Source organism: Pseudoalteromonas maris, from assembly GCF_049257235.1.
In the GTDB taxonomy this organism is placed as follows: domain Bacteria; phylum Pseudomonadota; class Gammaproteobacteria; order Enterobacterales; family Alteromonadaceae; genus Pseudoalteromonas.
Genome location: NZ_JBMMUF010000001.1, coordinates 478602 through 501790 on the forward strand (window position 1 = coordinate 478602; position 23189 = coordinate 501790).

24 protein-coding genes are annotated in these 23189 nt (G+C 46.1%); 5 read left to right on the forward strand and 19 right to left on the reverse strand.

The genetic code is table 11. The features are described from left to right. The first annotated feature begins 3 nt into the window (after positions 1 to 3). Complete coding sequence (gene barA, locus AAEU32_RS02355; RefSeq protein ID WP_421968919.1) at positions 4 to 2763, forward strand: two-component sensor histidine kinase BarA; 2760 nt, start codon at positions 4 to 6, stop codon at positions 2761 to 2763. 15 nt (positions 2764 to 2778) lie between these two features. Here barA and AAEU32_RS02360 read toward each other — a convergent pair whose 3' ends face one another. Then, a complete protein-coding gene (locus tag AAEU32_RS02360) occupies positions 2779 to 3258 on the reverse strand; it encodes an MgtC/SapB family protein (protein WP_421968920.1) in 480 nt (159 codons plus the stop codon). Positions 3259 to 3674: 416 nt separating this feature from the next. Between AAEU32_RS02360 and AAEU32_RS02365 the strand changes: the two genes are divergently transcribed. Beyond that, positions 3675 to 4163, forward strand: a complete 489-nt coding sequence (locus AAEU32_RS02365; protein ID WP_421968921.1) for an acyltransferase — start codon at positions 3675 to 3677, stop codon at positions 4161 to 4163. On the opposite strand, the gene AAEU32_RS02370 is transcribed toward AAEU32_RS02365, so the two are convergent. The 11 genes from AAEU32_RS02370 to rpoE form a co-directional block, all read right to left on the reverse strand. After that, a complete protein-coding gene (locus AAEU32_RS02370) occupies positions 4160 to 4363 on the reverse strand; it encodes a DUF1289 domain-containing protein (protein ID WP_421968922.1) in 204 nt (67 codons plus the stop codon). The genes AAEU32_RS02365 and AAEU32_RS02370 overlap by 4 nt on opposite strands. Positions 4364 to 4523: 160 nt before the next feature. Next, a complete protein-coding gene (gene pdxJ, locus AAEU32_RS02375; protein WP_421968923.1) occupies positions 4524 to 5255 on the reverse strand; it encodes a pyridoxine 5'-phosphate synthase in 732 nt (243 codons plus the stop codon). Positions 5256 to 5261: 6 nt separating this feature from the next. Next, positions 5262 to 5957: a DNA repair protein RecO gene (gene recO / locus AAEU32_RS02380; RefSeq protein ID WP_421968924.1), complete on the reverse strand. Its 696-nt coding sequence runs from the start codon at positions 5955 to 5957 to the stop codon at positions 5262 to 5264. 5 nt (positions 5958 to 5962) lie between these two features. Further along, entirely contained in the window at positions 5963 to 6874 is a 912-nt protein-coding gene (era, locus tag AAEU32_RS02385; protein WP_421968925.1) for a GTPase Era, read from the reverse strand. Continuing rightward, positions 6864 to 7541 carry a ribonuclease III gene (gene rnc / locus AAEU32_RS02390; protein WP_421968926.1) on the reverse strand — a complete coding sequence of 226 codons (678 nt, stop codon included), beginning with the start codon at positions 7539 to 7541 and terminating at the stop codon, positions 6864 to 6866. Before rnc ends, era begins: the two co-directional genes overlap by 11 nt. A 2-nt stretch (positions 7542 to 7543) precedes the next feature. After that, the gene (gene lepB / locus AAEU32_RS02395) at positions 7544 to 8479 is read right to left on the reverse strand and encodes a signal peptidase I (RefSeq protein ID WP_421968927.1); all 936 of its coding nucleotides are present in this window, start codon (positions 8477 to 8479) and stop codon (positions 7544 to 7546) included. A 21-nt stretch (positions 8480 to 8500) separates the two neighbouring features. Continuing rightward, the gene (lepA, locus tag AAEU32_RS02400; protein WP_421968928.1) at positions 8501 to 10288 is read right to left on the reverse strand and encodes a translation elongation factor 4; all 1788 of its coding nucleotides are present in this window, start codon (positions 10286 to 10288) and stop codon (positions 8501 to 8503) included. Between the two features lie 69 nt (positions 10289 to 10357). Continuing rightward, positions 10358 to 10807: a SoxR reducing system RseC family protein gene (locus tag AAEU32_RS02405; RefSeq protein WP_421968929.1), complete on the reverse strand. Its 450-nt coding sequence runs from the start codon at positions 10805 to 10807 to the stop codon at positions 10358 to 10360. Between the two features lie 8 nt (positions 10808 to 10815). Further along, positions 10816 to 11757: a MucB/RseB C-terminal domain-containing protein gene (locus tag AAEU32_RS02410; protein WP_421968930.1), complete on the reverse strand. Its 942-nt coding sequence runs from the start codon at positions 11755 to 11757 to the stop codon at positions 10816 to 10818. 6 nt (positions 11758 to 11763) lie between these two features. Next, a complete protein-coding gene (locus AAEU32_RS02415; protein ID WP_421968931.1) occupies positions 11764 to 12354 on the reverse strand; it encodes a sigma-E factor negative regulatory protein in 591 nt (196 codons plus the stop codon). A gap of 1 nt (position 12355) precedes the next feature. Continuing rightward, positions 12356 to 12937: an RNA polymerase sigma factor RpoE gene (gene rpoE / locus AAEU32_RS02420; RefSeq protein ID WP_421968932.1), complete on the reverse strand. Its 582-nt coding sequence runs from the start codon at positions 12935 to 12937 to the stop codon at positions 12356 to 12358. Between the two features lie 203 nt (positions 12938 to 13140). On the opposite strand from rpoE, the gene nadB reads away from it, so the two are divergent. Further along, the gene (gene nadB / locus AAEU32_RS02425; protein ID WP_421968933.1) at positions 13141 to 14757 is read left to right on the forward strand and encodes an L-aspartate oxidase; all 1617 of its coding nucleotides are present in this window, start codon (positions 13141 to 13143) and stop codon (positions 14755 to 14757) included. Here the strand turns inward: nadB and AAEU32_RS02430 are convergent. Both AAEU32_RS02430 and AAEU32_RS02435 read right to left on the reverse strand, forming a co-directional pair. Continuing rightward, the gene (locus AAEU32_RS02430; RefSeq protein WP_421968934.1) at positions 14732 to 15163 is read right to left on the reverse strand and encodes a protein YgfX; all 432 of its coding nucleotides are present in this window, start codon (positions 15161 to 15163) and stop codon (positions 14732 to 14734) included. The genes nadB and AAEU32_RS02430 overlap by 26 nt on opposite strands. Continuing rightward, entirely contained in the window at positions 15150 to 15401 is a 252-nt protein-coding gene (locus AAEU32_RS02435; protein WP_421968935.1) for an FAD assembly factor SdhE, read from the reverse strand. Before AAEU32_RS02435 ends, AAEU32_RS02430 begins: the two co-directional genes overlap by 14 nt. A gap of 193 nt (positions 15402 to 15594) precedes the next feature. Between AAEU32_RS02435 and ygfZ the strand changes: the two genes are divergently transcribed. Next, positions 15595 to 16500, forward strand: coding sequence for a CAF17-like 4Fe-4S cluster assembly/insertion protein YgfZ (gene ygfZ / locus AAEU32_RS02440; protein ID WP_421968936.1), 906 nt, complete (start codon positions 15595 to 15597; stop codon positions 16498 to 16500). A 12-nt stretch (positions 16501 to 16512) separates the two neighbouring features. After that, positions 16513 to 16998, forward strand: coding sequence for an FKBP-type peptidyl-prolyl cis-trans isomerase (locus AAEU32_RS02445; RefSeq protein ID WP_421968937.1), 486 nt, complete (start codon positions 16513 to 16515; stop codon positions 16996 to 16998). Between the two features lie 50 nt (positions 16999 to 17048). On the opposite strand, the gene AAEU32_RS02450 is transcribed toward AAEU32_RS02445, so the two are convergent. From AAEU32_RS02450 to AAEU32_RS02470, 5 genes are all read right to left on the reverse strand, one after another. Next, the gene (locus AAEU32_RS02450) at positions 17049 to 17486 is read right to left on the reverse strand and encodes a hypothetical protein (protein ID WP_421968938.1); all 438 of its coding nucleotides are present in this window, start codon (positions 17484 to 17486) and stop codon (positions 17049 to 17051) included. A 56-nt stretch (positions 17487 to 17542) separates the two neighbouring features. Beyond that, positions 17543 to 18358: a DUF481 domain-containing protein gene (locus AAEU32_RS02455; RefSeq protein ID WP_421968939.1), complete on the reverse strand. Its 816-nt coding sequence runs from the start codon at positions 18356 to 18358 to the stop codon at positions 17543 to 17545. A gap of 9 nt (positions 18359 to 18367) precedes the next feature. After that, positions 18368 to 18682, reverse strand: a complete 315-nt coding sequence (locus AAEU32_RS02460; protein ID WP_421968940.1) for an HI1450 family dsDNA-mimic protein — start codon at positions 18680 to 18682, stop codon at positions 18368 to 18370. A gap of 128 nt (positions 18683 to 18810) precedes the next feature. After that, positions 18811 to 21921 carry an efflux RND transporter permease subunit gene (locus tag AAEU32_RS02465; RefSeq protein WP_421968941.1) on the reverse strand — a complete coding sequence of 1037 codons (3111 nt, stop codon included), beginning with the start codon at positions 21919 to 21921 and terminating at the stop codon, positions 18811 to 18813. 11 nt (positions 21922 to 21932) lie between these two features. Then, on the reverse strand, positions 21933 to 23069 hold the full coding sequence (locus AAEU32_RS02470; protein ID WP_421968942.1) for an efflux RND transporter periplasmic adaptor subunit: 1137 nt from the start codon (positions 23067 to 23069) through the stop codon (positions 21933 to 21935). Positions 23070 to 23189 lie beyond the last annotated feature (120 nt).

A 23189-nucleotide genomic window follows, 5' to 3' on the forward strand; every position in this document is an offset into this window, starting at 1 on the left:
ATTATGAACCGACTAGGCCTTCGGGATTCCGTACTTATCCTGACTTTGGTGCCTACCGTGGTGATTGGTCTTCTGCTTGGTGGTTATTTTACTATAAATCGCTACCTTGAGTTGGATGAATTTCTCATCGAACAAGGCAATACCATCATCGAACCGTTAAGCATTGCTATCGAAAAACCTCTTGCAGAAAACGACAAGGCTGCGCTGGAGCGTATAGCTAGGCACATTCATAACGCCCATTCCCCGCTAATCAAATCGGTTGCCATATTTGATACGAGCGACGAGCTCATTGTTACCAGCAATTTGCATCGTAACTTTGCGCCACTGACCAAGATACCCGTTGAAGCGCACCAAAGTTTGAATAAGATCATCCGTGACGGCGACTTTCTGATTTTTTATCAAGGTGTATTAGACCCCGATTATTCAAGCCAACTACCGTTTAGGACCAATGGGACCGTTATGGTGCAATTCAATCGCCAAGCAGCGGTTGTGCAACAGCAAAAAGCGATTCTCATCAGTGCTGCAGTCATCTTATTAGCGATTGGTTTCGCGGTCATTATCTCGATTCGACTCAGTCGGATGATCACGCAACCGTTATCACGTCTTGTGCAAGCCGCCGTTGAAGTGTCTCATGGCCGTGAACCTCACAATATTGGCCAACCGATGCAAGGTGAGTTAGAACAACTACGTACAGGCTTGATGAACATTACTGAGCACATGGCGCAAGAAAAAGACGAAATGCAGCGCCATATTGACCAAGCCACAGCTGACTACCAAGAAACGCTGGAGCAATATGAAACACAGAACATCCAGCTCAATATCGCCAAGCGCGAAGCGCTTGCTGCAAACCAAGTAAAGTCAGACTTCCTTGCGAAAATGAGTCACGAATTGAGAACGCCATTAAACGGTGTGCTCGGTTTTGCTCGCCAGCTCTATAAAACACCGCTAAATAAAAGCCAAAAAGACTATTTAGACACGATTGAGGCATCAGCAAACAGCCTGCTATTCATCATTAGCGATATTCTTGATTTCTCAAAGCTTGAAGCTGGGGCTATGGAGCTCGAAAGCATTCAATTCCAACTGCGTGATGCAGTAAACGAAGTACTGACACTTCTAGCTCCTGGTGCTCATGAAAAACACCTAGAGCTGTCGATCCATGTTAATCCTAAAGTACCTGAACACCTCATTGGTGACCCAACGCGCTTTAAGCAAATACTCACTAACCTCGTCAGTAATGCTATTAAGTTCACCGAGCAAGGCGAAGTAACCATTGACATTAGTGGGCGCTTACTAGCGGATGAGCGCACATCGTTGCTTATTTCTGTAAAAGATACAGGTGTTGGTATTGCCATGGATAAGCAAGACACCTTATTCACGCCATTTGGCCAAGCGGACTCAAGTATTACGCGCAAGTTTGGCGGTACAGGTCTTGGCTTAATCATCACCAAACACTTGGTCGAAGCTATGGGCGGGCGCATTACCCTCAATTCGGCGCCGGGCAAAGGCACCTGCTTTACATTTAATGCGGTGTTCAAAGTACCAGAGCATCATTATCAAAGCGAGCTGCCTTGTGCATCGTTAGCAAATAAGCGTGTGTTGTACTTTGAGCAAAGTGAACACAGCTACATGGCTACGACGACTATCTTGAAATGTTGGGATGTGCACATTACAGGATGCCGAACAATTGAGGAGCTAAAAGAAGCAAACGAAAGCGAATTTGGTTACGATATTTGCATCATCGGCGACCCCGGTGGCGTTGAGTCGATGACGCTGCTCAAACAAATCATCTCACAAGCACGCAAACACAGCGATTATGTATACCTGTTGCTTAACACCGTGTCACACAATATGCGCGAAGCACTTATTGGTAGTGGTGCTGATGGTTGTCTTAGTAAGCCCGTCAACCACAGAAAGTTTTGTGACATGTTGGCTGCGCCATATCGTCTGGATCATCCCACTATTCACACCAAGCAAAGCGAAGCCAATCGGCTGCCCATTAAAGCTTTGGTAGTAGATGACAATGACGCTAACCTAAAATTACTGTGTGCCTTACTCGAAGACAGAATTGATGCCTTCGATACAGCACATAACGGTGCACAAGCGGTCGAGGTGTGTAAAAGCTATCAATACGATGTCATTTTCATGGACATTCAAATGCCGATAATGGACGGCATTACCGCCTGTAAGCTTATTCGCGAATCCTCTCTCAATGAAGATACTCCTATCATTGCAGTGACCGCCCACGCGCTTGCGGGTGAGAAAGAGCAACTTAAAACTGTCGGCTTCTCGAGCTACCTTACCAAACCCCTTGATGAGGACATGCTCAGTGAGATGTTAATGCAGTATGCTGCCAATAATAAGCATTGGCGTGTGCGCGAAAACACCAAAGCAGCGGCGATCCCGCCACCATTTGAAAGCTCAAGTTTAAATTGGGAGCTGGCCTTACAACGCGCAGGGGGCAAAGAAGATCTTGCCAATGAAATGCTCAATATGTTGCTACTGAGCATACCTGAAACGTTAAGCTTGGTTGAAGAGGCTATGGAAGCAAACGACCATGAGCGCTTATTGTCTATTATCCATAAATTCCATGGCGCTTGTTGCTATACGGGTGTGCCAAAGCTCAAAAATCTTGCAGAGCTCATTGAAACGGCGATGAAAGAACAAGCGAGCATCAATGACATCGAGCCAGAGTTATTCGAACTGCAAGATCAGTTACGCAATCTGATGACAGATTCAGGGCTTGAAAAGAATACATCACTTTAAAGGGGGATGTGACAGTTAACGTTTCCTGCGCCATTTGGTGTACTTTGAATGTACACCGCGCGTAAACAATGAGGAGTAATTCTCTAACAAATCTACGCCATACAAAATAAGCACCAACAAGATAGAAAGTTTAAAGGCTACAAAGGTATCGACTACAGCGATGCACACGCCAATGGCTGCCAATGCCCAAATGGTTGCTGCTGAGGTTACACCAACCACCGCCCCATCTTTAGCCAGCATCACCCCTGCGCCGAGAAAACCAATGCCGGTAACCACCTGCCCGATAATACGTGAGGTGTCGGTTACCTCATTTTCAACCAATAGTGACGCTGCGATAAATAGATAGGTTCCCAATACAATCAAAGAAGAAGTACGAATGCCCACAGGTTTGCCACGAAGTTGACGTTCAAGCCCAACAATTGTGCCGCATAAAACTGCCGTACCGATTGCAGACCAACTAAATGGTTCGATGGAAAACAAGGTCATAAGATTCATGAAAATTGGGCTCACTATGGTTCAACGATGAAAAAATCGGCGGATTATGCGCCTCAACCAACTCCAACGTCAATGAAATTTTATTTGGGTCGCATTGGTCTTTGCCAATTAAGTGTGCAGCGCTCATTGAGGTATTTAGGCAAGGCAGAGTTTGCGTCGCAGTGTGATTCTATTTAACTTAGGGAATAACGCCCAGAAAACACTCCATAGGCACTAATGGCGCTGCCCAAGGGCTCAAACCCAATGCTCGCAAAACATTCATACTTCAAAGGTCCACACGCCTTAATAATAGCAGCTAGTTAGCAAGGTCAATTAAACATCTGCACCCCTTATTCTGCTTACAACACCTTAGCAAATCTTGTTACGTTTTAACGTCCATCTTCAGTGGCAGTCAGTTAACAAAGCCGATATAGTGGGTGAATGTTACAGTACACTCTGCACATATATTGAAGCACTCAATTACCCTGCAACAATACGTCAAGAAAAGAAACGGATTACCTCTTGGCGCATCTGGCTCACTCAAAGCTATGTTAAAAAATGCTTTTGGTGCGCCGTCATTCGATATTTTTTGGAATTATTGGAATCCCATTTGGGGCTTCTATCTATCACGCTATGTGATGAGGCCGCTCAATAAGTACCTCTATGGGCCCATTGCTTTTATCCTGACCTTCACTCTCAGTGGCGCGTTGCATGATGTCGCGGTGTCGTTGGTTAAATGGGAAGTGGTATTTTTAATCACCCCTTGGTTTACGCTCATGGGCGTCATTGCATATCTGTTTGATGGCTTTCATATTCGCTTTCACTCAGCCAAGTTTGTTACTCGCAGCATTATTAATGCTGCCATTATCTTCGCGAGTTATGCTGTGATGTGGTGGTTTTGCCAAGAGGCTACTGAGCTATTCTAAAGAGTCGGATTTCGCCTGTGCTGGCACAAGGTTAAGATTGCCTTTTTCTCTGTTGCACTCGCCGATGACCAACGCAGGATTTCATCAAGCGTGCGAAAGCATCCAATGCAGACATCGTTGCTATCTAAGCAACAGTTTCGAATACACGGGTGCTCAATGTCACTTTTAGATTGTTTATGCTCTTGGCGACTATCAACCATAAAGTCCTCCACTATCAATAGTAGCCTTTATTGACTGACGTTACTGCATCTTATTCAACGCCAGGACGTTGTTATACCAATTATATTAAACGGTTCATCTCTTGGGCATAACAAAGCCGGCTCATGACCGGCTCTGTGTAAAAAATATCGTCAAAGCAAACTAGGTGCGCGCCTCAAGCATGATGCGCTTCATATCACGTACTGCTTTTTCCATACCATCAATGGCTGCTCGGGCAATGATTGCGTGGCCGATATTTAACTCGTAAATCTCAGGCATTGCCGCTATTGGTTTTACATTGTGGTAGTGCAAACCATGACCGGCATTGACGACTAATCCTTTTGCGTGCGCATACTGCACCCCTTTGCGGATACTCTCAAGCTCTGCTGCTTGTTCTTGGTCATTCTCAGCGTCTGCATAGGCACCGGTATGAATTTCAATGTATGGTGCCCCTGCTTTTACGCTGGCATCAATTTGCGCTTCATCCGCATCAATAAACAGACTGACTTTAATACCTGCCTCGCTCAAACGTGTAACCGCATCAGCCACTTTATCGAATTGGCCAACAACGTCGAGCCCCCCTTCAGTTGTTAACTCTTCACGCTTTTCTGGCACAAGGCATACAAACGCAGGCTTTACCTCTAAGGCAATAGCAAGCATTTCTTCTGTTACTGCCATTTCAAGGTTCATACGTGTTTGTATGGTGTCTTTCATCACGTATACATCGCGGTCTTGAATGTGGCGTCGGTCTTCGCGCAAGTGAATGGTAATTCCGTCAGCGCCGGCATGCTCAGCTACCGCAGCTGCATGAGCTGGATCCGGATAGCTCGTCCCGCGCGCTTGGCGCAAGGTTGCGATGTGGTCAACGTTAACCCCTAATAAAATCTCTTTCATCTTGCTTTACCTTGATTTAAAAAGTTCTCTGCTTTTGAGCGGCTTATTCCCAAGCAGAGGTTTTAGAATATATCGACAAAAATGCTTCGCCGCTTGTTGAATCTGTGGCTGTGTAAAGTCATAACGTGAAAACGCTAAAATATGTTCACCGCTAAAGCCATAACCTTGCGTCGGTTGCTCTTGGCGAACCCAACCTTGCTCTGGATAGTAATCGTATTGACTATTAGCATCAATTCCCTCACCGAGGTAGTCACTATCAAAATTTACGCCATACCCCAGGGCTTCGAGTAACTGCAATTCATAACAACGTAAACTCGCGCCTAAATCTTCAGCAACAGCCAGCGTTTGCAAATGGTGCAAATACAACTCGAACACCTGCTCTAACGGTTCATTGATAGGAATAATCCGTGCCGCCAACTCGTTCATGTAAAAGCCACAATAAAGCCTGTCACCGTGCAGTGCAGCGATTGCAGTATCAAGTTCGAAGTGCTGGAGGTATTTAAGCTCACCGCCACCTTGATAGCGAATGAGTAAAGCTTGGAAGGGTTGGAGTTGGGCTTTTTGCTTGATGGCCTGCTTGCCGCTAATGCGCGCTATCATGCGCATCACACCACGGTTTTCTACTAAAAAATCGACGAGCCACTGAGAGTCACTCAATGCTCGTCGATGTAATAAAAAGGCGCGGTCAAAGCCGGCATTCATAAAGCTTAGTCTTCGCCGTAACCTAGGCTACGCAGCGCACGTTCGTCATCTGCCCAACCCGACTTCACTTTTACCCAAAGCTCGAGGAAGACTTTGTTATCTAGCATTTCTTCTAAGTCGCGACGTGCTTCTCGGCCAATGGTTTTAAGCTTTTCACCCTTGTTACCAATAACCATACGCTTTTGGGTTTCGCGCTCAACTAAGATCAGCGCATTAATTTGCCATACGCCGTTGTCTTGCCATTTAAACTGCTCTATTTCCACAGTAACCGAATAAGGCAGTTCGTCGCCCATAAAGCGCATGAGTTTTTCGCGCACCACTTCAGCAGCCATAAAGCGCATTGAGCGGTCTGTGACATAATCTTCAGGGAAGTAAAATTCACTCTCAGGTAAACGTGCTCGCACTTCTTTTTTAATAAAATCTAAATTGCGATTATGTTTTGCTGATACTGGAATGATCCCCGCGAAATTACCTTTTTCGCTTAGCCACTTCATGTGCGGCAAGATAAGGTCTTTGTCTTTAACCTGATCCGTTTTATTCATTACCAGTAGCACAGGCGTTTTTCCCGCACATACTTTATTGAGCACCATCTCGTCATCTTCAGTCCAGTGTGTGCCCTCAACAACAAAGATGATTAACTCCACATCACCAATTGAGCTTGACGCTGCACGGTTCATTAAGCGGTTAATGGCGCGCTTTTCTTCAATGTGCAAGCCCGGAGTATCCACATACACTGTTTGATAATTATCTTCAGTGTGAATACCCATAATGCGGTGGCGTGTAGTTTGTGGTTTGCGCGAGGTAATACTCACCTTTTGCTCAACAATCTTGTTCAGCAAGGTAGATTTACCTACGTTAGGACGACCAACAATGGCCACCATGCCGCAGTGTGTTTGTGTGTGCGTATCAGCTGTCATTCTTTAATATCTTTAAGGCTTTTTCTGCGGCTTTTTGCTCGGCTTTACGGCGTGAGCTGCCCACAGAGATAATGCTATCCATCCCTTCTACGATACATTCAACCGTGAACGTCTGGTTATGTGCCTGACCTTTTGTATCGATAACCGTATAACCAGGAAGTGGCAATTTACGGGCTTGCAAAAACTCTTGTAGCAGTGTTTTCGGATCTTTTTGATTCATTCCCGGAGAGATAGCGTCTAAACGCGACTCATACCAGCTCAAAACTAGTTCGCTGCAAGTATCTATGTTTGAATCTAGGAATACCGCGCCAATAATGGCTTCAACGGCATCTGCGAGCGTTGATTCACGGCGGAAGCCACCGCTTTTCAGCTCACCGGGACCTAAACGTAGGTACTCGCCAAGGTTAAACTCAAGGCCAAATTCTGCCAGTGTTTGACCTCGAACCAGTGTTGAGCGCATGCGGCTCAAGTCTCCCTCACGGGCCTTTGGAAATTTGTGATACAAGGCATTAGCTATCACGAAGCTTAAAATCGAGTCACCTAAAAACTCAAGGCGCTCATTGTGCTGACCTTTATGGCTACGGTGAGTAAGGGCCTGCTCAAGCAAGCCCTGATCGGTAAAGCTATATCCTATTTTACTGTACAGTTCTGTTACGTTTTTCTTCATTGTTACTGAATATTACCTAGGCGTTCAAAGCGAACACCGGTTGGAACCCAACTTGGTAAGAAATCTTCTGGTGTGTTTTCAAACTCAAAACTCATCCAAATAAATACAGCCTTTCCTACTAAGTTGGCCTCTGGAACAAATCCCCATGCACGTCCATCTTCACTATTGTCGCGATTATCGCCCATCATGAAGTAGTGGCCCTGTGGTACCACCCATTCATCAATTTTGGTACCGTCTTGACGATAGTACTTACTCTTGAATTCCGGCAGCGTGGGATTAATTAAAATATCGTGTTGTACACCTGCTAAATGCTCTTCAAGGCGAACTAACGGATAGCCGCCCTGTGTGAACTCGTCCCTGTTAATAATATCTAGTGCAATTTTATTGTATTCGCCACATTGCAATGACCCTTGCTGGCTTTCACCTTCTGCGCAATTTGGCTTGATATACAATTGCTTATTACGGTAGACGATGTGGTCACCCGGCATCCCAATAACACGTTTGATAAAGTCTAATTTAGGATTGGGTGGAAATTTAAATACCGCTATATCACCGCGCTCTGGCTGACCTGTGGCCACCAATTCAGTGCGCCATACCGGGTCTTTGATGCCGTACGAATACTTTTGCACCAAGATGAAATCGCCCACCAACAACGTTGGCATCATTGAACCTGATGGAATCTGAAAAGGCTCAAACAGGAACGAACGGAATACCGTGATAATTGCAATCATCGGGAAAATCGACTTTGCATGCTCTGTAAGCACTGGCATAGGTGCGATTTCTTCTTTCAACTCTTCATCGAGTGGTTTACCAGCGGCACCCTCTGCAAGCGCAATACGCTCTTTTCGCTTTGGCGCATAAACCAAGTGGTCGACTAGCCAAATTAGACCTGAGCCTAACGTTAGCACCACGAGAAAAATAGAAAAATATCCAGCCATTCTAAGCCTTTCCTTTTATTATTATTTTCCGACTTTCAAAATCGCTAAGAAGGCATCCTGAGGAACTTCTACGTTACCCAGTTGCTTCATACGCTTTTTACCTTCTTTTTGCTTCTGCAGAAGCTTTTTCTTACGGCTCACGTCACCACCATAACACTTGGCAATTACGTTTTTACGAAGCTGTTTCACTGTCGAGCGCGCGATAACATGGTTGCCAATAGCCGCCTGAATTGCGATATCAAACATTTGACGAGGGATCAGTTCACGCAATGCTTCGGCAAGCTCCCGGCCTCGACCTTGCGCATTGTCACGGTGACAGATAATCGCCAACGCATCCACCCTATCGCCATTGATAAGAATATCAACACGTACCATGTCCGCAGGACGGAACTCTTTGAAGTTATAATCCAAAGAAGCAAAGCCGCGACTGGTTGACTTCAGCTTATCGAAGAAGTCCATCACCACTTCACCCATGGGTAATTCGTAGGTCACCGCAACTTGGTTACCGTGGTAACTCATCTTGGTTTGCATACCACGTTTTTCGATACACAAGGTAATCACATTACCAAGGTACTCTTGTGGTACAAGAATATTCGCTTCTACGATTGGCTCGCGGATTTCCAAAATGTCATTAACTGGCGGTAGTTCTGACGGGTTATCAATTTGAATCGTGCCGTCTTTAGTCTCAACCTCGTACACTACTGTTGGCGCAGTGGTAATAAGGTCGATATCGTATTCACGCTCAAGACGTTCTTGGATGATTTCCATGTGCAACATTCCTAAGAATCCACAACGGAAACCAAAACCAAGAGCGGTTGAATTTTCAGGCTCGAAGAACAGTGACGCATCGTTAAGGCTCAGCTTATCAAGTGCATCACGGAATGATTCATACTCATCAGAAGAAATTGGGAACATACCCGCGTAAACCTGCGGTTTAACACGCTGGAAGCCAGGCAAACGTTCAGTGGCTGAATTACGAGCAAGAGTGATGGTATCACCTACTGGCGCACCATGAATTTCTTTAATACCGGCAATAATAAAGCCTACTTCGCCCGTTTTTAACGTGCCCGTAGTTGTTTGTTTTGGAGTAAAAATACCCACTTTATCGGCAATGTGCACTTGCTCATTTGACATGATCTTAATCTTGTCACCTGCTTTGAGCTCACCTTGCATAATACGTACAAGTGATACAACACCTTGGTATGGGTCAAACCATGAATCGATGATCAAGGCTTTCAGCGGGCCATCCGTGTCACCTTGCGGTGGTGGAATGTCACGCACAATGCGCTCAAGCACATCATCAATACCAATACCGGTCTTTGCGCTACACTGCACCGCGTCAGTTGCATCGATACCAACAATATCTTCAATTTCTTCGGCTACGCGGTCAGGGTCAGCCTGTGGCAAGTCAATCTTGTTTAAGATTGGCACAACCTCTAGGTCCATTTCTATTGCGGTGTAACAGTTAGCAAGCGTTTGCGCTTCTACACCTTGACCCGCATCAACAACTAGTAGCGCACCTTCACAAGCCGCTAACGAGCGCGACACTTCGTATGAGAAGTCAACGTGCCCAGGAGTGTCGATGAAATTAAGCTGGTATGTTTCACCATCTTTAGCGGTGTAGTTCAACGTTACACTCTGCGCTTTGATGGTAATGCCGCGTTCACGCTCAAGTTCCATTGAGTCCAATACTTGCTGCTGCATTTCACGGTCGGTTAACCCACCACACACTTGGATCAAACGATCCGAAAGGGTCGATTTACCGTGGTCAATATGGGCGATGATCGAAAAGTTACGGATATGCTTCATAAATTGGATTCTGACTTCTTAAAACTGAGCGTGTATAAACAAAGGCCCCGATTTTACCTGTAATTGACGCTAATCACCAACTGTTTGCGAGATTGGCAGGCTAATTGGGTAAATTTTTAATACTTTTAAATCATGAATAACGCGTTTAAGCCTTTGTTTGGCGAGTATAAAGCCAATAAATCCAGCTAAAAATGCGCTGACGATTTGCACAGGTTCACTGGCGCTAAAAAACGTTTGCACCAACACAGCACTGACCAAAGCCAATAACAAAGGCCATACATAGACGATAAAAGAGCTAGAAACAATGTGTGAATCATCAAGCGCAAGTTTGACCTTCTGCCCCACTTGCACAGGTTCATCAAACTTAAATGGGAAGTGTTTTTTGTCGGTGCCAAATAACTTGGCAAACACCTGCGAGCCGCACTTGCCGTTGCAACCTGCACACAACGGCTTTGGTTCGGCTTGTAAAAACGCGGTATCACCTTTAAGTGACACCACGGTAAGAACTTGTTCAATCATAGTGGGCGTTACAACGGCCGTTGCACAGACTCGGCGATATTTTTAGCCGTTTGTACTGGAATGTTACCAATTACTGACACATCAAACGCGCCTGCATTGTGAATGTAAATGGTTGTCGCACCAGATGTGAGCGAGCCACTTGGACGCTGACCCGCCAATGGACGTTGCACAAACACCGACACATCAATTAAACCATCTGAGTACAAATAGTAATCTGCTAGTTCGTTGTTCAAATTAAGTTTATGTCTGTCAGATTTTAGCAGCTCAAAGCCTTGTGGTAACCAACCAATTTGCCAGCTACCTTCGTCATTGAGAGCAGCGATGCTAGGGAGTGCTTGAGGAAACTCACGTTGACTCATTTCAATGAGCTCTGCGGCTGGCATTTCAGTGACATTAAGATGACTAAGCTGCAACTGCTCTAAAAACTCTCCTGCATTGTTGACGTAGGCAGATTTGAGTAGCAGTGACGTTTCGGTGTCTAACCACACCCAGTAACTGTACTTATCCTCATCCTTTGCCTCAATACGAATAAGCTGCGCTGGGCGACCTGCTATACGACCTTTGTTGCCAAGCACAAAGTTGTAGCTTTCTTCAAGCGACGTTATATCACCAAAAAGAACTTCAGGAATGGGGCCACTTATGGCTGAGGTTTTTACTGAATAAGGAGTCGCTTGCGGCTCGTAATAGGTCACTTGGTCGTCCACACGTACCATCTCTAGACCTGCGCCGTTGAGCAAAGTTAATAATTCGAGTTCTTTGTTATCGTGAACACCATGGCTCCAACGGTAAGGTTCCATGGCTCGGTCTTTAACCACCACAAAAGAGGCAACGAAGTTACGCTGCTTAACCGCAGTGGCCATATCGTCTAACCACTGCTTAGCAGTTGCCTGAGAAAATGCCTGAGAGGGGGATAGAATCAGGCATAAAAGTGCAACATAAAGGTACTTCATTAACGCTTATTGTTCCTTTTCTTCTTGCTCAGCGTGGGCTGCTAAGCGGGCTGCTTCGCGGGTTTGACGCTGATGTTCTAGAACCAGCGCACCAATGCGCTGCTGCTGAAGTTCACGTAAACCACGTTCCGCATTTTCAAGCGCCGGCTCAGACGAGTAACTAACAGGAGACGCGGCACCAATAAATGGGTTTGACTGTAATGGCGGCACGTTTTGCGTATCATCAACAGGAGCACCGTATTGTTGTACACCCACCACAGCAACCACAGCAACACTTGCGGCAATGGCCGTTTGAGTAATGCCACGCCACCAGCTTGGACGAATAACATTCTCTTGGCGCTGTGATGTTGATTTACTAACTTGTTGGCCAAACTGAGCGTGCACAGGTTCTTGTTCTAGTTGTAAGGCTACTTTAGCGGCAATATCAATTTGAATGCTAGGTGCGGTTTCAGAGCGCATCACGTCGCCAATTAAGCTATAACGCGCAAATGTTTGAGTGTCTACATCAGCGGCATCGAGCGTATCCACATTGGTTTCGTTATCTACCAAGGCAGAAATTAACGCTTTATCCTGCTCACTACACTTTGCTTTAGTCATATTACGACTCACCTATTAACGGAAGTAATTTATTATCAATCGCCTCTCGAGCACGAAAAATACGTGAACGCACCGTACCGACAGGGCAGTCCATGACTGCGGCGATCTCTTCATAGCTCATACCCTCGAGTTCTCTGAGTGTAATCGCTGTTTTTAAATCTTCAGGTAGCTTATCTATTGTGGCGAATATTACTTCTCTGACTTCGTCACTTAGCAACAGGTTCTCGGGGCTAGCATTACTACGAAGCGAATCAGCTCCTTCGTAAAACTCCGCATCTTCGGCGTCAACATCATTCGCTGGCGGCCGACGTCCCTGTGCAACAAGGTAATTCTTTGCACAGTTCACGGCGATGCGATAAAGCCAAGTGTAAAACGCACTGTCTCCCCTGAAGTTCGGCAAAGCACGATAGGCTTTTATGAATGCTTCTTGGGCCACATCAGCTACATCACCATGATTGGCAACATAGCGCGAGATCAATCCTGCTACTTTATTCTGATATTTGGTGACCAACAGGTTATAAGCATTTTTATCTCCTTGTTGAACCTTCCTAACCAGCGCTAAATCCAAATCCTGCTCGCTCATTCGAGCCGGTACTCCTCTGCGTTATTATGCTTTCGTGTTGTATCCAAGCTACCAAATACACTCTCTATGACTTAGGTGAAAAGAAAAAGTTCGCATTATCTGCATTTTTTTCTGATCTTGAGTTAACTTCAGTCGTGTGAGCGCAGTAAATATGATACATATAGGGGCAACCTAGGTAAGTAAACCTCTGTCCACACTATAACATGAACCCGAACAAACAACATCACAGCGACGTTGCCATCATCGGTAGCGGAGCAGCCGGTCTTTCGCTGGCACTGTCATTGGCCAATCATTGCCAAGTTACCGTTATCAGCAAGGGCGCGTTAACTGAAGGCTCAACCCTTTATGCCCAAGGTGGCATTGCTGCCGTGTTTGACAAACAAAACGACAGTGTAGAGTCACATGTTGAAGACACCCTAGCCGCAGGTGATGGCTTATGTGACCGTGAAGCGGTGTACTACACAGCGTCAAACGCCAAAGCATGTATGCGTTGGTTGATTGAACAAGGTGTGCCATTTGATATGGAAACGGATGCCACTGGACAAGAGCGCTACCATCTTACCCGAGAAGGCGGGCATAGCCACCGCCGTATTCTGCACGCAGCAGACGCTACCGGTAAAGCGGTGCAAACGACGCTCATCGAGCGTGTGCAAGCGCACCCTAATATTACCTTGCTGGAAAATTACAACGCCATTGATTTAATTACCGATGAGAAACTTGGTAATGAAGGTAAACATTGTCATGGTGTCTATGTATTCAACCGCCTCAAAGAGCGAGTTGAAATTCTCAGCGCACGCTTCATTGCCCTAGCAACTGGCGGTGCGAGTAAAGTTTACCTGTATACCTCAAACCCTGACGTGGCAAGTGGCGATGGTATCGCAATGGCATGGCGCGCAGGATGTAGCGTGGCAAACATGGAGTTTAACCAATTCCATCCGACCAGTTTATATCACCCGAAGCTGCAGAACTTCCTAATCACCGAGGCGATGCGTGGTGAAGGTGCATACTTATTGCGCCCGGATGGCACGCGTTTTATGCCAGAATTCGACGAGCGCGCAGAGCTCGCACCTCGTGATGTAGTGGCACGCGCTATCGACTTTGAAATGAAACGTTTGGGTGCAAACTGTGTATACCTCGATATTTCTCATCGCGACAAAGAATTCATCATCGAGCACTTCCCTACCATTTATGCCAAGTGTTTGAGTGTTGGAATCGACATCACGAAAGAACCAATCCCGGTTGTACCTGCAGCGCACTACACCTGTGGCGGTGTGATGACCGACTTCAACGGTAAAACAGATTTAGACAACCTCTACGCCATTGGTGAAGTAGCATACACAGGCTTGCACGGCGCAAACCGCATGGCCAGTAACTCGCTGCTAGAATGTATTGTATTTGCACATGCAGCAGCCAAAGACATTGTAGCCAAACTTAATTTGGACACCTCCCCTCAAACACTTCCTGAGTGGGATGAAAGCCGTGTTACAGATTCAGATGAAGAAGTGGTGATCACCCACAATTGGCATGAACTACGTCTATTTATGTGGGACTATGTGGGCATTGTTCGCTCCACCAAACGCCTTGAGCGTGCGCTCAGACGCGTAGAGTTACTACAACAAGAGATAAATGAGTATTACGCCAACTTCCGAGTGAGTAATAACCTACTCGAGCTACGTAACTTGGTACAAGTAGCAGAGCTAATCATCCGCAGCGCGTTGGCACGTAAAGAGAGCCGCGGGCTGCACTACACTCTAGACTACCCAGAGCATCTACCTGAGCCACACATCACCCAGCTCAGTCCACATCATCACGATAAATAATCGCCGCATTTACAGCCCGGGCTAAAGCACTGAATAGTTCGGGCTGCATTGCATCTTGTGCAATTAGCACATGATGAGACTTCGCACTCACGTCATCTTTCAATTTCAAATGAACCAAGCCTGAGTGAACACTAGATTGCGGCAAAATCACCGCTGATAGCTCGTTATTACCCCAACAGATCTTGGCTCTGTTAGCCTTTATCGATACATGCCCATCTACGGGCCAAAAAGAGGTGTATACGCGTCGAAAGTGAACGTAAGCAACGAGTAGTGTTGTACCACTGACAATCGCCCACAGCCATGATGGCTCACTTAAAAGTAATACGAGGTAGATAAAAATAAACACCGCCGAGACAGGGCGGTGTTTGGCATGATTATTAGCAAATGAGCCGCTAAACACGGACACGATCAAGAATGATCTTTACCATGCGAGCAAGCTCTGGGTCTGTGCATTGCTCATGACCCATAAACCAAGCGAAAAGATCCGGATCATCCGCTTCTAGCAAACGCTGAAAAATAAACTTATCGTCATCACTGAGCGCATCATAGCCTTGCTCAACAAATGGCATAAACAATACATCAAGTTCCAGCATGCCACGGCGACATGCCCAACGTAACCGCGCTTTACTATCTAAATTCGCCATTGTTTTCCTCTCATTTTGTCGCTGCGGGCAGTGTATCAAAATATCCTGTGTTACACAGCAATTTTGCATTTATGCGGCCCATGATAGAATCACATACAGTTTAAAAGTGTTAGCTCACTTCTCACTGTATTTATGCAGTGAAAAGCACAGTTACAGCCTCGCAATTTAATGCTCGTTATATAAGGAGTAACGCATGTCCGCTTTGTCGGTTCACGCCACTGATCAAACCGCTATTTACGTTCAAGGTGAAGATGCAAAGTCCTATTTACAAGGACAACTGACTCAAGATTTAAACGATGTGACTGCCAGCAAGTGGCTCTGGGCTGGCCATTGTAGCGCCAAAGGTAAACTTTGGGCATGCTTTCGCGTATGTGAATACCAAAATGGCTATGCGCTATTTTGCAGCAAAGCAGAAGCGCACATCGCACTGGCCGAATTAAAAAAGTATGCCGTATTCAGCAAAGTTGAAATCAGCGCAACTAATGCTCCAGTGTTAGGTCTCATCGCCACCCAAGAGCAGCTTGCTAGCGAACTCAATATCACTGTAGAGCACCCAGTAACAGTCCATGGCGAAGCGCTAATATTACAGCTCGATGTCAATCGTTATCTTGTTGCTGGTCCCTGCGCATTGTCAGCACAAAGCGATAGTACACAACAATTTAGTACCCTACAGATCAAAGCCGGTGAGCCAAGTTTAAATGCTGCGGCTATTAATGAATACGTACCACAAATGGTTAACTTACAAGCGCTTGGTGGTATCAGTTTTACCAAGGGATGTTACACTGGCCAAGAGACTGTGGCGCGTATGAAGTACCTAGGTAAAAATAAACGCGCTATGTTTATAGTTAAGGCGGCTCACTCTGAGCTATTGAGTGAAACAGCGCAAAACGAAGAGCAGATGCTCGACTTAGAGCGCCAAGTTGGCCAGAACTGGCGCCGTGCAGGGTCATTAATTTCTCAAGCTTGCCATGATGGCGAGTTAGTTGGCTTAGCTGTGTTGCCAAACGATACTGAGCTCGATACTCAGCTTCGTGCAAAACATGCTCCTGAGGTGGTGTTTACTCTTGAGCCACTACCTTACTCAATTAACGCAGAATAATCAGGATTTATTATGAATATAGCCGAGAACAAAGTCGTAACCATGCACTACAGTGTGGTTGATAAGGCCGACAACACCATCGACAACACCTTTGATGGCGAGCCACTCGTTTTCATCGTTGGCACAGGCTTTTTGATCCCCGGCCTAGAGCAAGCGTTGATGGGCAAACAAGCGGGTGACACTTTTAGTGTTTCTGTAGAACCACAAGATGGCTATGGCGAGCGTCATGAACAACTGATGCAAGCTGTTCCTAAGTCAATGTTTGAAGGTATGGATATTGAAGTGGGCATGCAGTTTCGTGCAACCACTGATGATGGCGAACAAACTGTAATCATCGTCGATATTCAAGGAGAAGACGTCATTGTTGATGGCAACCACCCACTCGCTGGTATCGCCTTAAAATTTGATGTTGAAGTGGTTGATGTGCGTGATGCAACAGCTGAAGAGCTGGCACACGGTCACGTTCATGGTGAAGGTGGTTGTGGTCACGACCACTAATAGCACTGCACAATGACACAAAAAAGGACGCTAACGCGTCCTTTTGTACTTTATGATTCTTGCGCTGGTATATGCTCATTGATGATCGCGGCAAGGTTATCGGCATCATTACTTCCGACACGATAAAATGTGCCATCGTGCATCTCTAGCGCTACCGCGGCGAAGCCATTAGCGCTGTAAACCCAGCCATCATGAGTGATGCGCATACCAATGCCGTGACGAAATGAATTACTCACTACAGCGACTGATTTTATGTCGTTAAAATGCACGCGCTTCTTAGCAATACCAGGGCCGAAAAACCACTCAACTCCCTGCTCGTCTACTTTTACCGTCAGGCCATGAAATAAGAATCCACACAGTATCAAAATAGCAGCAAACACAAGCAAGGGTACATCACCCCCCATCAAGTAAAAGGCCATGCCCACGAAGGCGCCAATCCAAAGCAAGATAGCGAAAATGGCCCAAGCATACTGTTTATGTTGATACATGATAAAAAAGACTCCAATGATTACTGCAATAAACAAACAGCAAAGATCAACACGCCCTAGTTAAAGCTATAAACAAAGGTCGCGCTAAGCTCAGCATCATAACTGCGCTTGTCACTCTCTGGCTTTGAGTTATAACGGTACAAATAGGCAAACTTCAGGCTCAATTGCCCCATAATTTGGCTGATTAATGATGTTTCTGATTTAAGGCGGGAATTATGCCCTGAAAGTGACTGCTCAGCACTCACAAACTGGTTAAAGCGGGTGCGCTTTGACACTTTACGCTCCCATTGCAACGCCAAACGCAGCAGATAACCCGTTACGTTTTCTCCAGCCACCTCTGGAGTGGCTTCATTTTTTTGGCTGCGAGAGTGATATAAGCCCGGGCCGATATCAAAATCTACGGTATTCTTTACGCCCCTATAGAGCCGATTACCATACCCAGTTGCAACCGTAGTCTTGTATTCAAGACCCGAGAACTCATCGTCTTCATAGTCGGCATAAAGAAACAGTGACGCATCTTTTGAACCCACTTTGTAGTTAGACTGCGCTGACGCGAAAAAACGCTGTGCAGAAACCGTACTTTCACCGGTTTCGCTATCAACGTCACGTCTGTACAGGGAGTCAAACTTGAACTGATTACGCCAATGCTCGAAGTCCTGATAGACATTGCCACGCAACTTAAAACTGGTTGAGTCGGTGTTACCACTAGTGACAATAAACCCGAACTCGGCATCACCGTAGAACATTTCACCTTTGTGGATTTCATGAATTTCTGCGTCTGTTAATTGTCCATACTCGTGGAAGTCCTCAAATGGGTCGACGGCCCAACAACTCACACTCCAACAGCCAACAATGAGAGGCAAAAAACGCATAACAACTACTTATTCTTTCCAAATGATGTGACAAAAAGGTGCGTCTTGGTCGCGGCTGATCAGCACACGCGCAAACACTAAATCCTGATTTTCTAATTCAAGGCCTATTGTTACTTCACTGTAGAATTCTGGCTCAATTTCCATTGCCACAATTTCATGCCATTGTTCGCTTGGTGCACTTTCTTCAATAAAACCAAGTGCTTCACGATGCGCATTGAAATCATCAATGTCCTGTTCACTGAGGTGCTCAGGCGCAAGCTCCAAAAACACTTCGTACGCCTGATGCGTAATTTCTTCTTCTGTTAATAAACGAGGTCCCGACATGATGACGTCTTTGTTAACTTATTTTCGCCGATGATAACAAAAGTTTTCACTAATGTGCACAGACATACGACCAATAAAAAGCCGGGATATTCCCGGCTTATTCAATTGTTGATACTTTCACAGTGCGATCAGGGGGCAAACTTGCTTTTTACAGCTTCACGCATGTTCTGGATGTAGCTGTAGAACAGTGGCACCAACAAGGTACCAAGCACGGTGGCAGCAATCATACCTGACATCACCGTAACCCCCAAAGACACGCGACTTGCGGCGCCTGCACCACTGGCTAGCACTAACGGCAGTACACCTAATATGAACGATAGCGCCGTCATCAACACGGCGCGAAAACGTTGCTGCGCAGCGAACAAGGCAGCATCAAAAATACTCTTTCCTTGTGCTCGTAGCTCCATTGCAAACTCGACTATCAGAATAGCCGTTTTGGTCGACATACCAATGAGTAACACGAAGCCGACTTGAGCATAAATGTTGTTGGTCATGCCAATCATAAACAAGGTGCTCATGGCTCCGAATATTGCCAGCGGTACCGCGGCGATAACCGAAAAGGGAATGGTCCAACTCTCGTATTGCGCAACAAGGAACAAAAATACAAACAATACCGCGAGCCCAAACAATACGCCGGCGACATCACCTGCCATAATTTCTTGGCGCGTTTGCCCTGCCCAGTCGAAAACATAGCCACTTGGTAGCTGTGTCGATAGCTCTTTCATAACTTCGATGGCATCACCAGAGGAGTACCCCGGTGCGGCATTACCTGTAAGGCTGACACTGCGATACAAGTTAAAGTGATTCATCGCCGTTGGCCCCAAAATTGGCTTCAATGTAGCGACTGTAGTTAATGGCACCATATCCCCTTGGCTATTACGCACATAGTAATATTGCAAGTCTTCAGGCTTAGCACGGAAGTTCGCTTCCGCCTGTATCTTCACCTGATAGGTGCGGCTGAATTGGTTGAAGTCATTAACATACAAAGAGCCTAACTGTGCTTGCAGTGTTAAGAATATATTGCCCAGCGTGATCCCCTGCGCCTTCGCTTTATTGCGGTCTACCTCTAAAAAGTACTGTGGCACATTAGCTCTGTAGGTACTAAATACACGCTGTAACTCAGGACGGTTGTTGGCTTCATAAATTAAGCTATTCATGACCGCAGCTAATTCAGCGGGATCGCGCCCCTCAGAATCAAGTAAGCGATATTCAAAGCCCGAGCTAGAACCCAAGCCTGGAATAGGTGGCGCATTAAAGACCATCGCTTGAGCGTCAGGCATAGCCCATAGCTGCCCCTGTAAACGGCCTATGATTTGTCGCAGACCTAACTCAGCAGTGGTGCGCTCTTCCCAATCTTTCAAAATCACAATACCTAATGCATTGTTTGATCCCGCTCCACCAAGCAATGAAAAACCAGAAACACCAATGAAATCCTCGGTAGCAGGGTCTTGGCTAATTAAATGTTGGATTTTCTCGACTACTTTGTCGGTGCGACCAATCGCCGCGGCATCTGGCAATTGTATATCAACGAATAAGAAGCCTTGATCCTCAGGCGGGACAAAGCCTGTCGGTACGTTTTTGGCAAGCCAGCCAGTGGCAGCAAACAAAACGACCACTAATACCCCGATACGTCCCGCACGCTTCAATAAGAAACGAACAACACCCGTATAGCCCGCAGTTGATTTTGTTATTCCTCGCTCAAATGGGCGCAGCCAACTGACTGGCTTCATTTTGTCCGCAGACAACAACAAGGTACACAACGCAGGACTAAGCGTGAGCGCGTTAACCGAAGAAATAAGTACCGCGAACGAAATGGTCACTGAGAATTGCTTGTACAGCTCACCGGTGATCCCCGGCATAAATCCCACGGGCACAAATACCGCTAATAACACCAGTGTTGTGGCGATAATTGGCCCACCAACTTGCTCCATCGCTTTAGCTACTGCCTCCTTAATGGGCAGCTTTTCTTCTTTAAGAATACGCTCGACATTTTCTATCACGATGATGGCATCATCCACCACAATCCCTATTGCTAGCACTAAACCAAACAAGGTAATTAAGTTAATAGAGAAGCCCATTACTAGCATGGCCGCAAAGGTGCCTATGAGCGATACGGGAATAGCGATGGTTGGAATTAACGTGGCGCGCCAGTTTTGCAAAAATAAGAACACCACTAAAATAACCAAAGCGACCGCTTGATATAGCGTTACAACCACTTCTTCGATAGAACGGTTAATGAATTTTGTAGTGTCATAAGGAACTTTGTACTGCAGTCCTTCTGGAAATTGCTTTTGCAGCTCAACCATACGCTCTTTAACTAACTTCGCCACCTCTGTAGCATTGGCCTCGCTCAACTGATAAATCACAATAAAACCAGTATCACTGCCGTTAAACTTAGCTGAGCCGCCATAGTTCTTGGCACCGCGCTCAATTCGGGCAATGTCTTTAAGGCGCACAAAATCGCCATCAAGGTTAGCGCGAATGATAGTTTGGCCAAATTCCTCTGGCTGCACCAAACGTCCTTGCGCTTGAATCGCGTATTCAAACTGCTGATTAGGCAGTGACGGTGCTGCACCGAGTTTACCCGCAGCAACTAAGGTATTTTGCTCTTGAATAGCCGCTTGCACTTCGCCAACAGTGACACCTAGCGAAGCCATCTTATCGGGCTTAAGCCAGATACGCATGGAGTACGTTTTCTCTCCCATGACTTCAGCAGATGCCACACCTGGAATTCGCCCAAGGGGTTCGGTGATGTAATTAGTGGCATAGTTACTCAGGAACTTATCATCCATGCTTGGATTTTCTGAATACAGGCTAATCCCCATAAGCATGTTACTGGAGCGCTTTTTAACACTCACACCCTGTGTACGCACTTCCTGAGGTAAAGAAGGTTCAGCGAGCGATACCCGATTTTGCACATTAACCTGTGCCATATCGGTATCAGTACCCACGTTAAAGAACACCGTGATTGTCGCGGTGCCGTTATTACTGGCCGTAGACTCGATATACATCATGTCCTCAACGCCATTGATCTTCTCTTCAATGGGTCGGATCACCGTTTCTTCAATGGTTTGCGCACTCGCACCGGGATAAACCGCCGTCACAGAAACCTGTGGCGGTGTAATTTGTGGGTACATATTAACCGGTAGTTGAGTAATCGCTATTAACCCTGCAAGGGTAATAACGATGGAAATCACCAACGCCAGTTTGGGTCTGTTAATAAAGGTTTTACTGATCATAAGTGAGTTCCTTAAGCTTTATCGCTGATCACGCCTGTTTTGCGGTCAACGTGCTTTGGAACTGGATTAACACTCACGCCCGAACGCACCTTTTGCATGCCCTCTACGATTACTCGCTCTCCGTGCTGCAATCCAGAGGTCACAACCCACATTGCATCGATACGACGACCTAGCTCAATTAAACGCTGAGCAACCGTGTTGTCTTCTTTTACTACCAACACAAAATTGCCCTGCTGATTCACTTGCACCGCAGCTTGAGGCACCAAGGCTTGCTCTTGTTTGTCTTTACTTTCAATAATTAAGGTAACAAATAAACCAGGCATAACAATGCCGTCTGGGTTATCAAATTTGGCTCTTAACTCCACCGTACCGGTAGATCTATCAATTTTTGTGTCAGCAAAATCGAGCTCGCCAGGTTGTGAGAATTCTGTGTTATTGGGCAAACGCAAACGCAGTTCAATAGGTGCATTGCTCAAATCAGTGCCTTGCGCCACGTTCTTTTGTTGATAGCTGATGTAGTCAGCCTCTTCGACTTGGAAGTTGACATAAATTGGATTGATATTAGTCAACTGCGCCAACGGCCCCGAGCTTGGATCTACGATATTGCCTACGCCATAATTGATTTTACCGATGCGACCACTGAATGGCGCATGCATTTGCGTGTAACTCAGATTAAGCTGTGCTTTTTCAAGCGCTGCTTCTGCGGATTTTACTGCCGCTTGTGCCTGATCAAAGTTGGTTTGTAGTTTGTCTAAATCTGCAGCCGAAATAAAACCGTCGCCAGCTATTTCTCTGCCGCGTTTCAAGTCTCGCTGGGAGCGTTGCGCAACCGCTTTGTTGCTACTCAGTGCAGCCTCAAGTTCAGATACAGTAGCTTGATACTCCGAAGGATCGATTTTCAGCAGGAGCTGATCCTTCTCTACGTACGCACCCTCAGTAAAATTTTGTTCGATTAACTCTCCCGCTACTCGGGTACGAATATTAACTTCTTGAAATGCCTCAGTTCGGGCGACAAATTCACGGTAACGACCTATTTGTTCTTGCTGCACTTCATACACTGATACCGCAGGAGCAGGTGTTTGCGTGTTGGTTTGGGGTTTGTCCGAACAACCTACGCTGAGCAAAACAGCACCTAGTACTGACGTCATTAAACATGTCTTTGTTATCAATTTGTTATCCTTAGCAAAACTAGGCATAGGTCCTCTCTTTTCTGGGTATATTTATATTCGTAGCAATTGTTAGCCGATGGCACCATTACCGACACATCA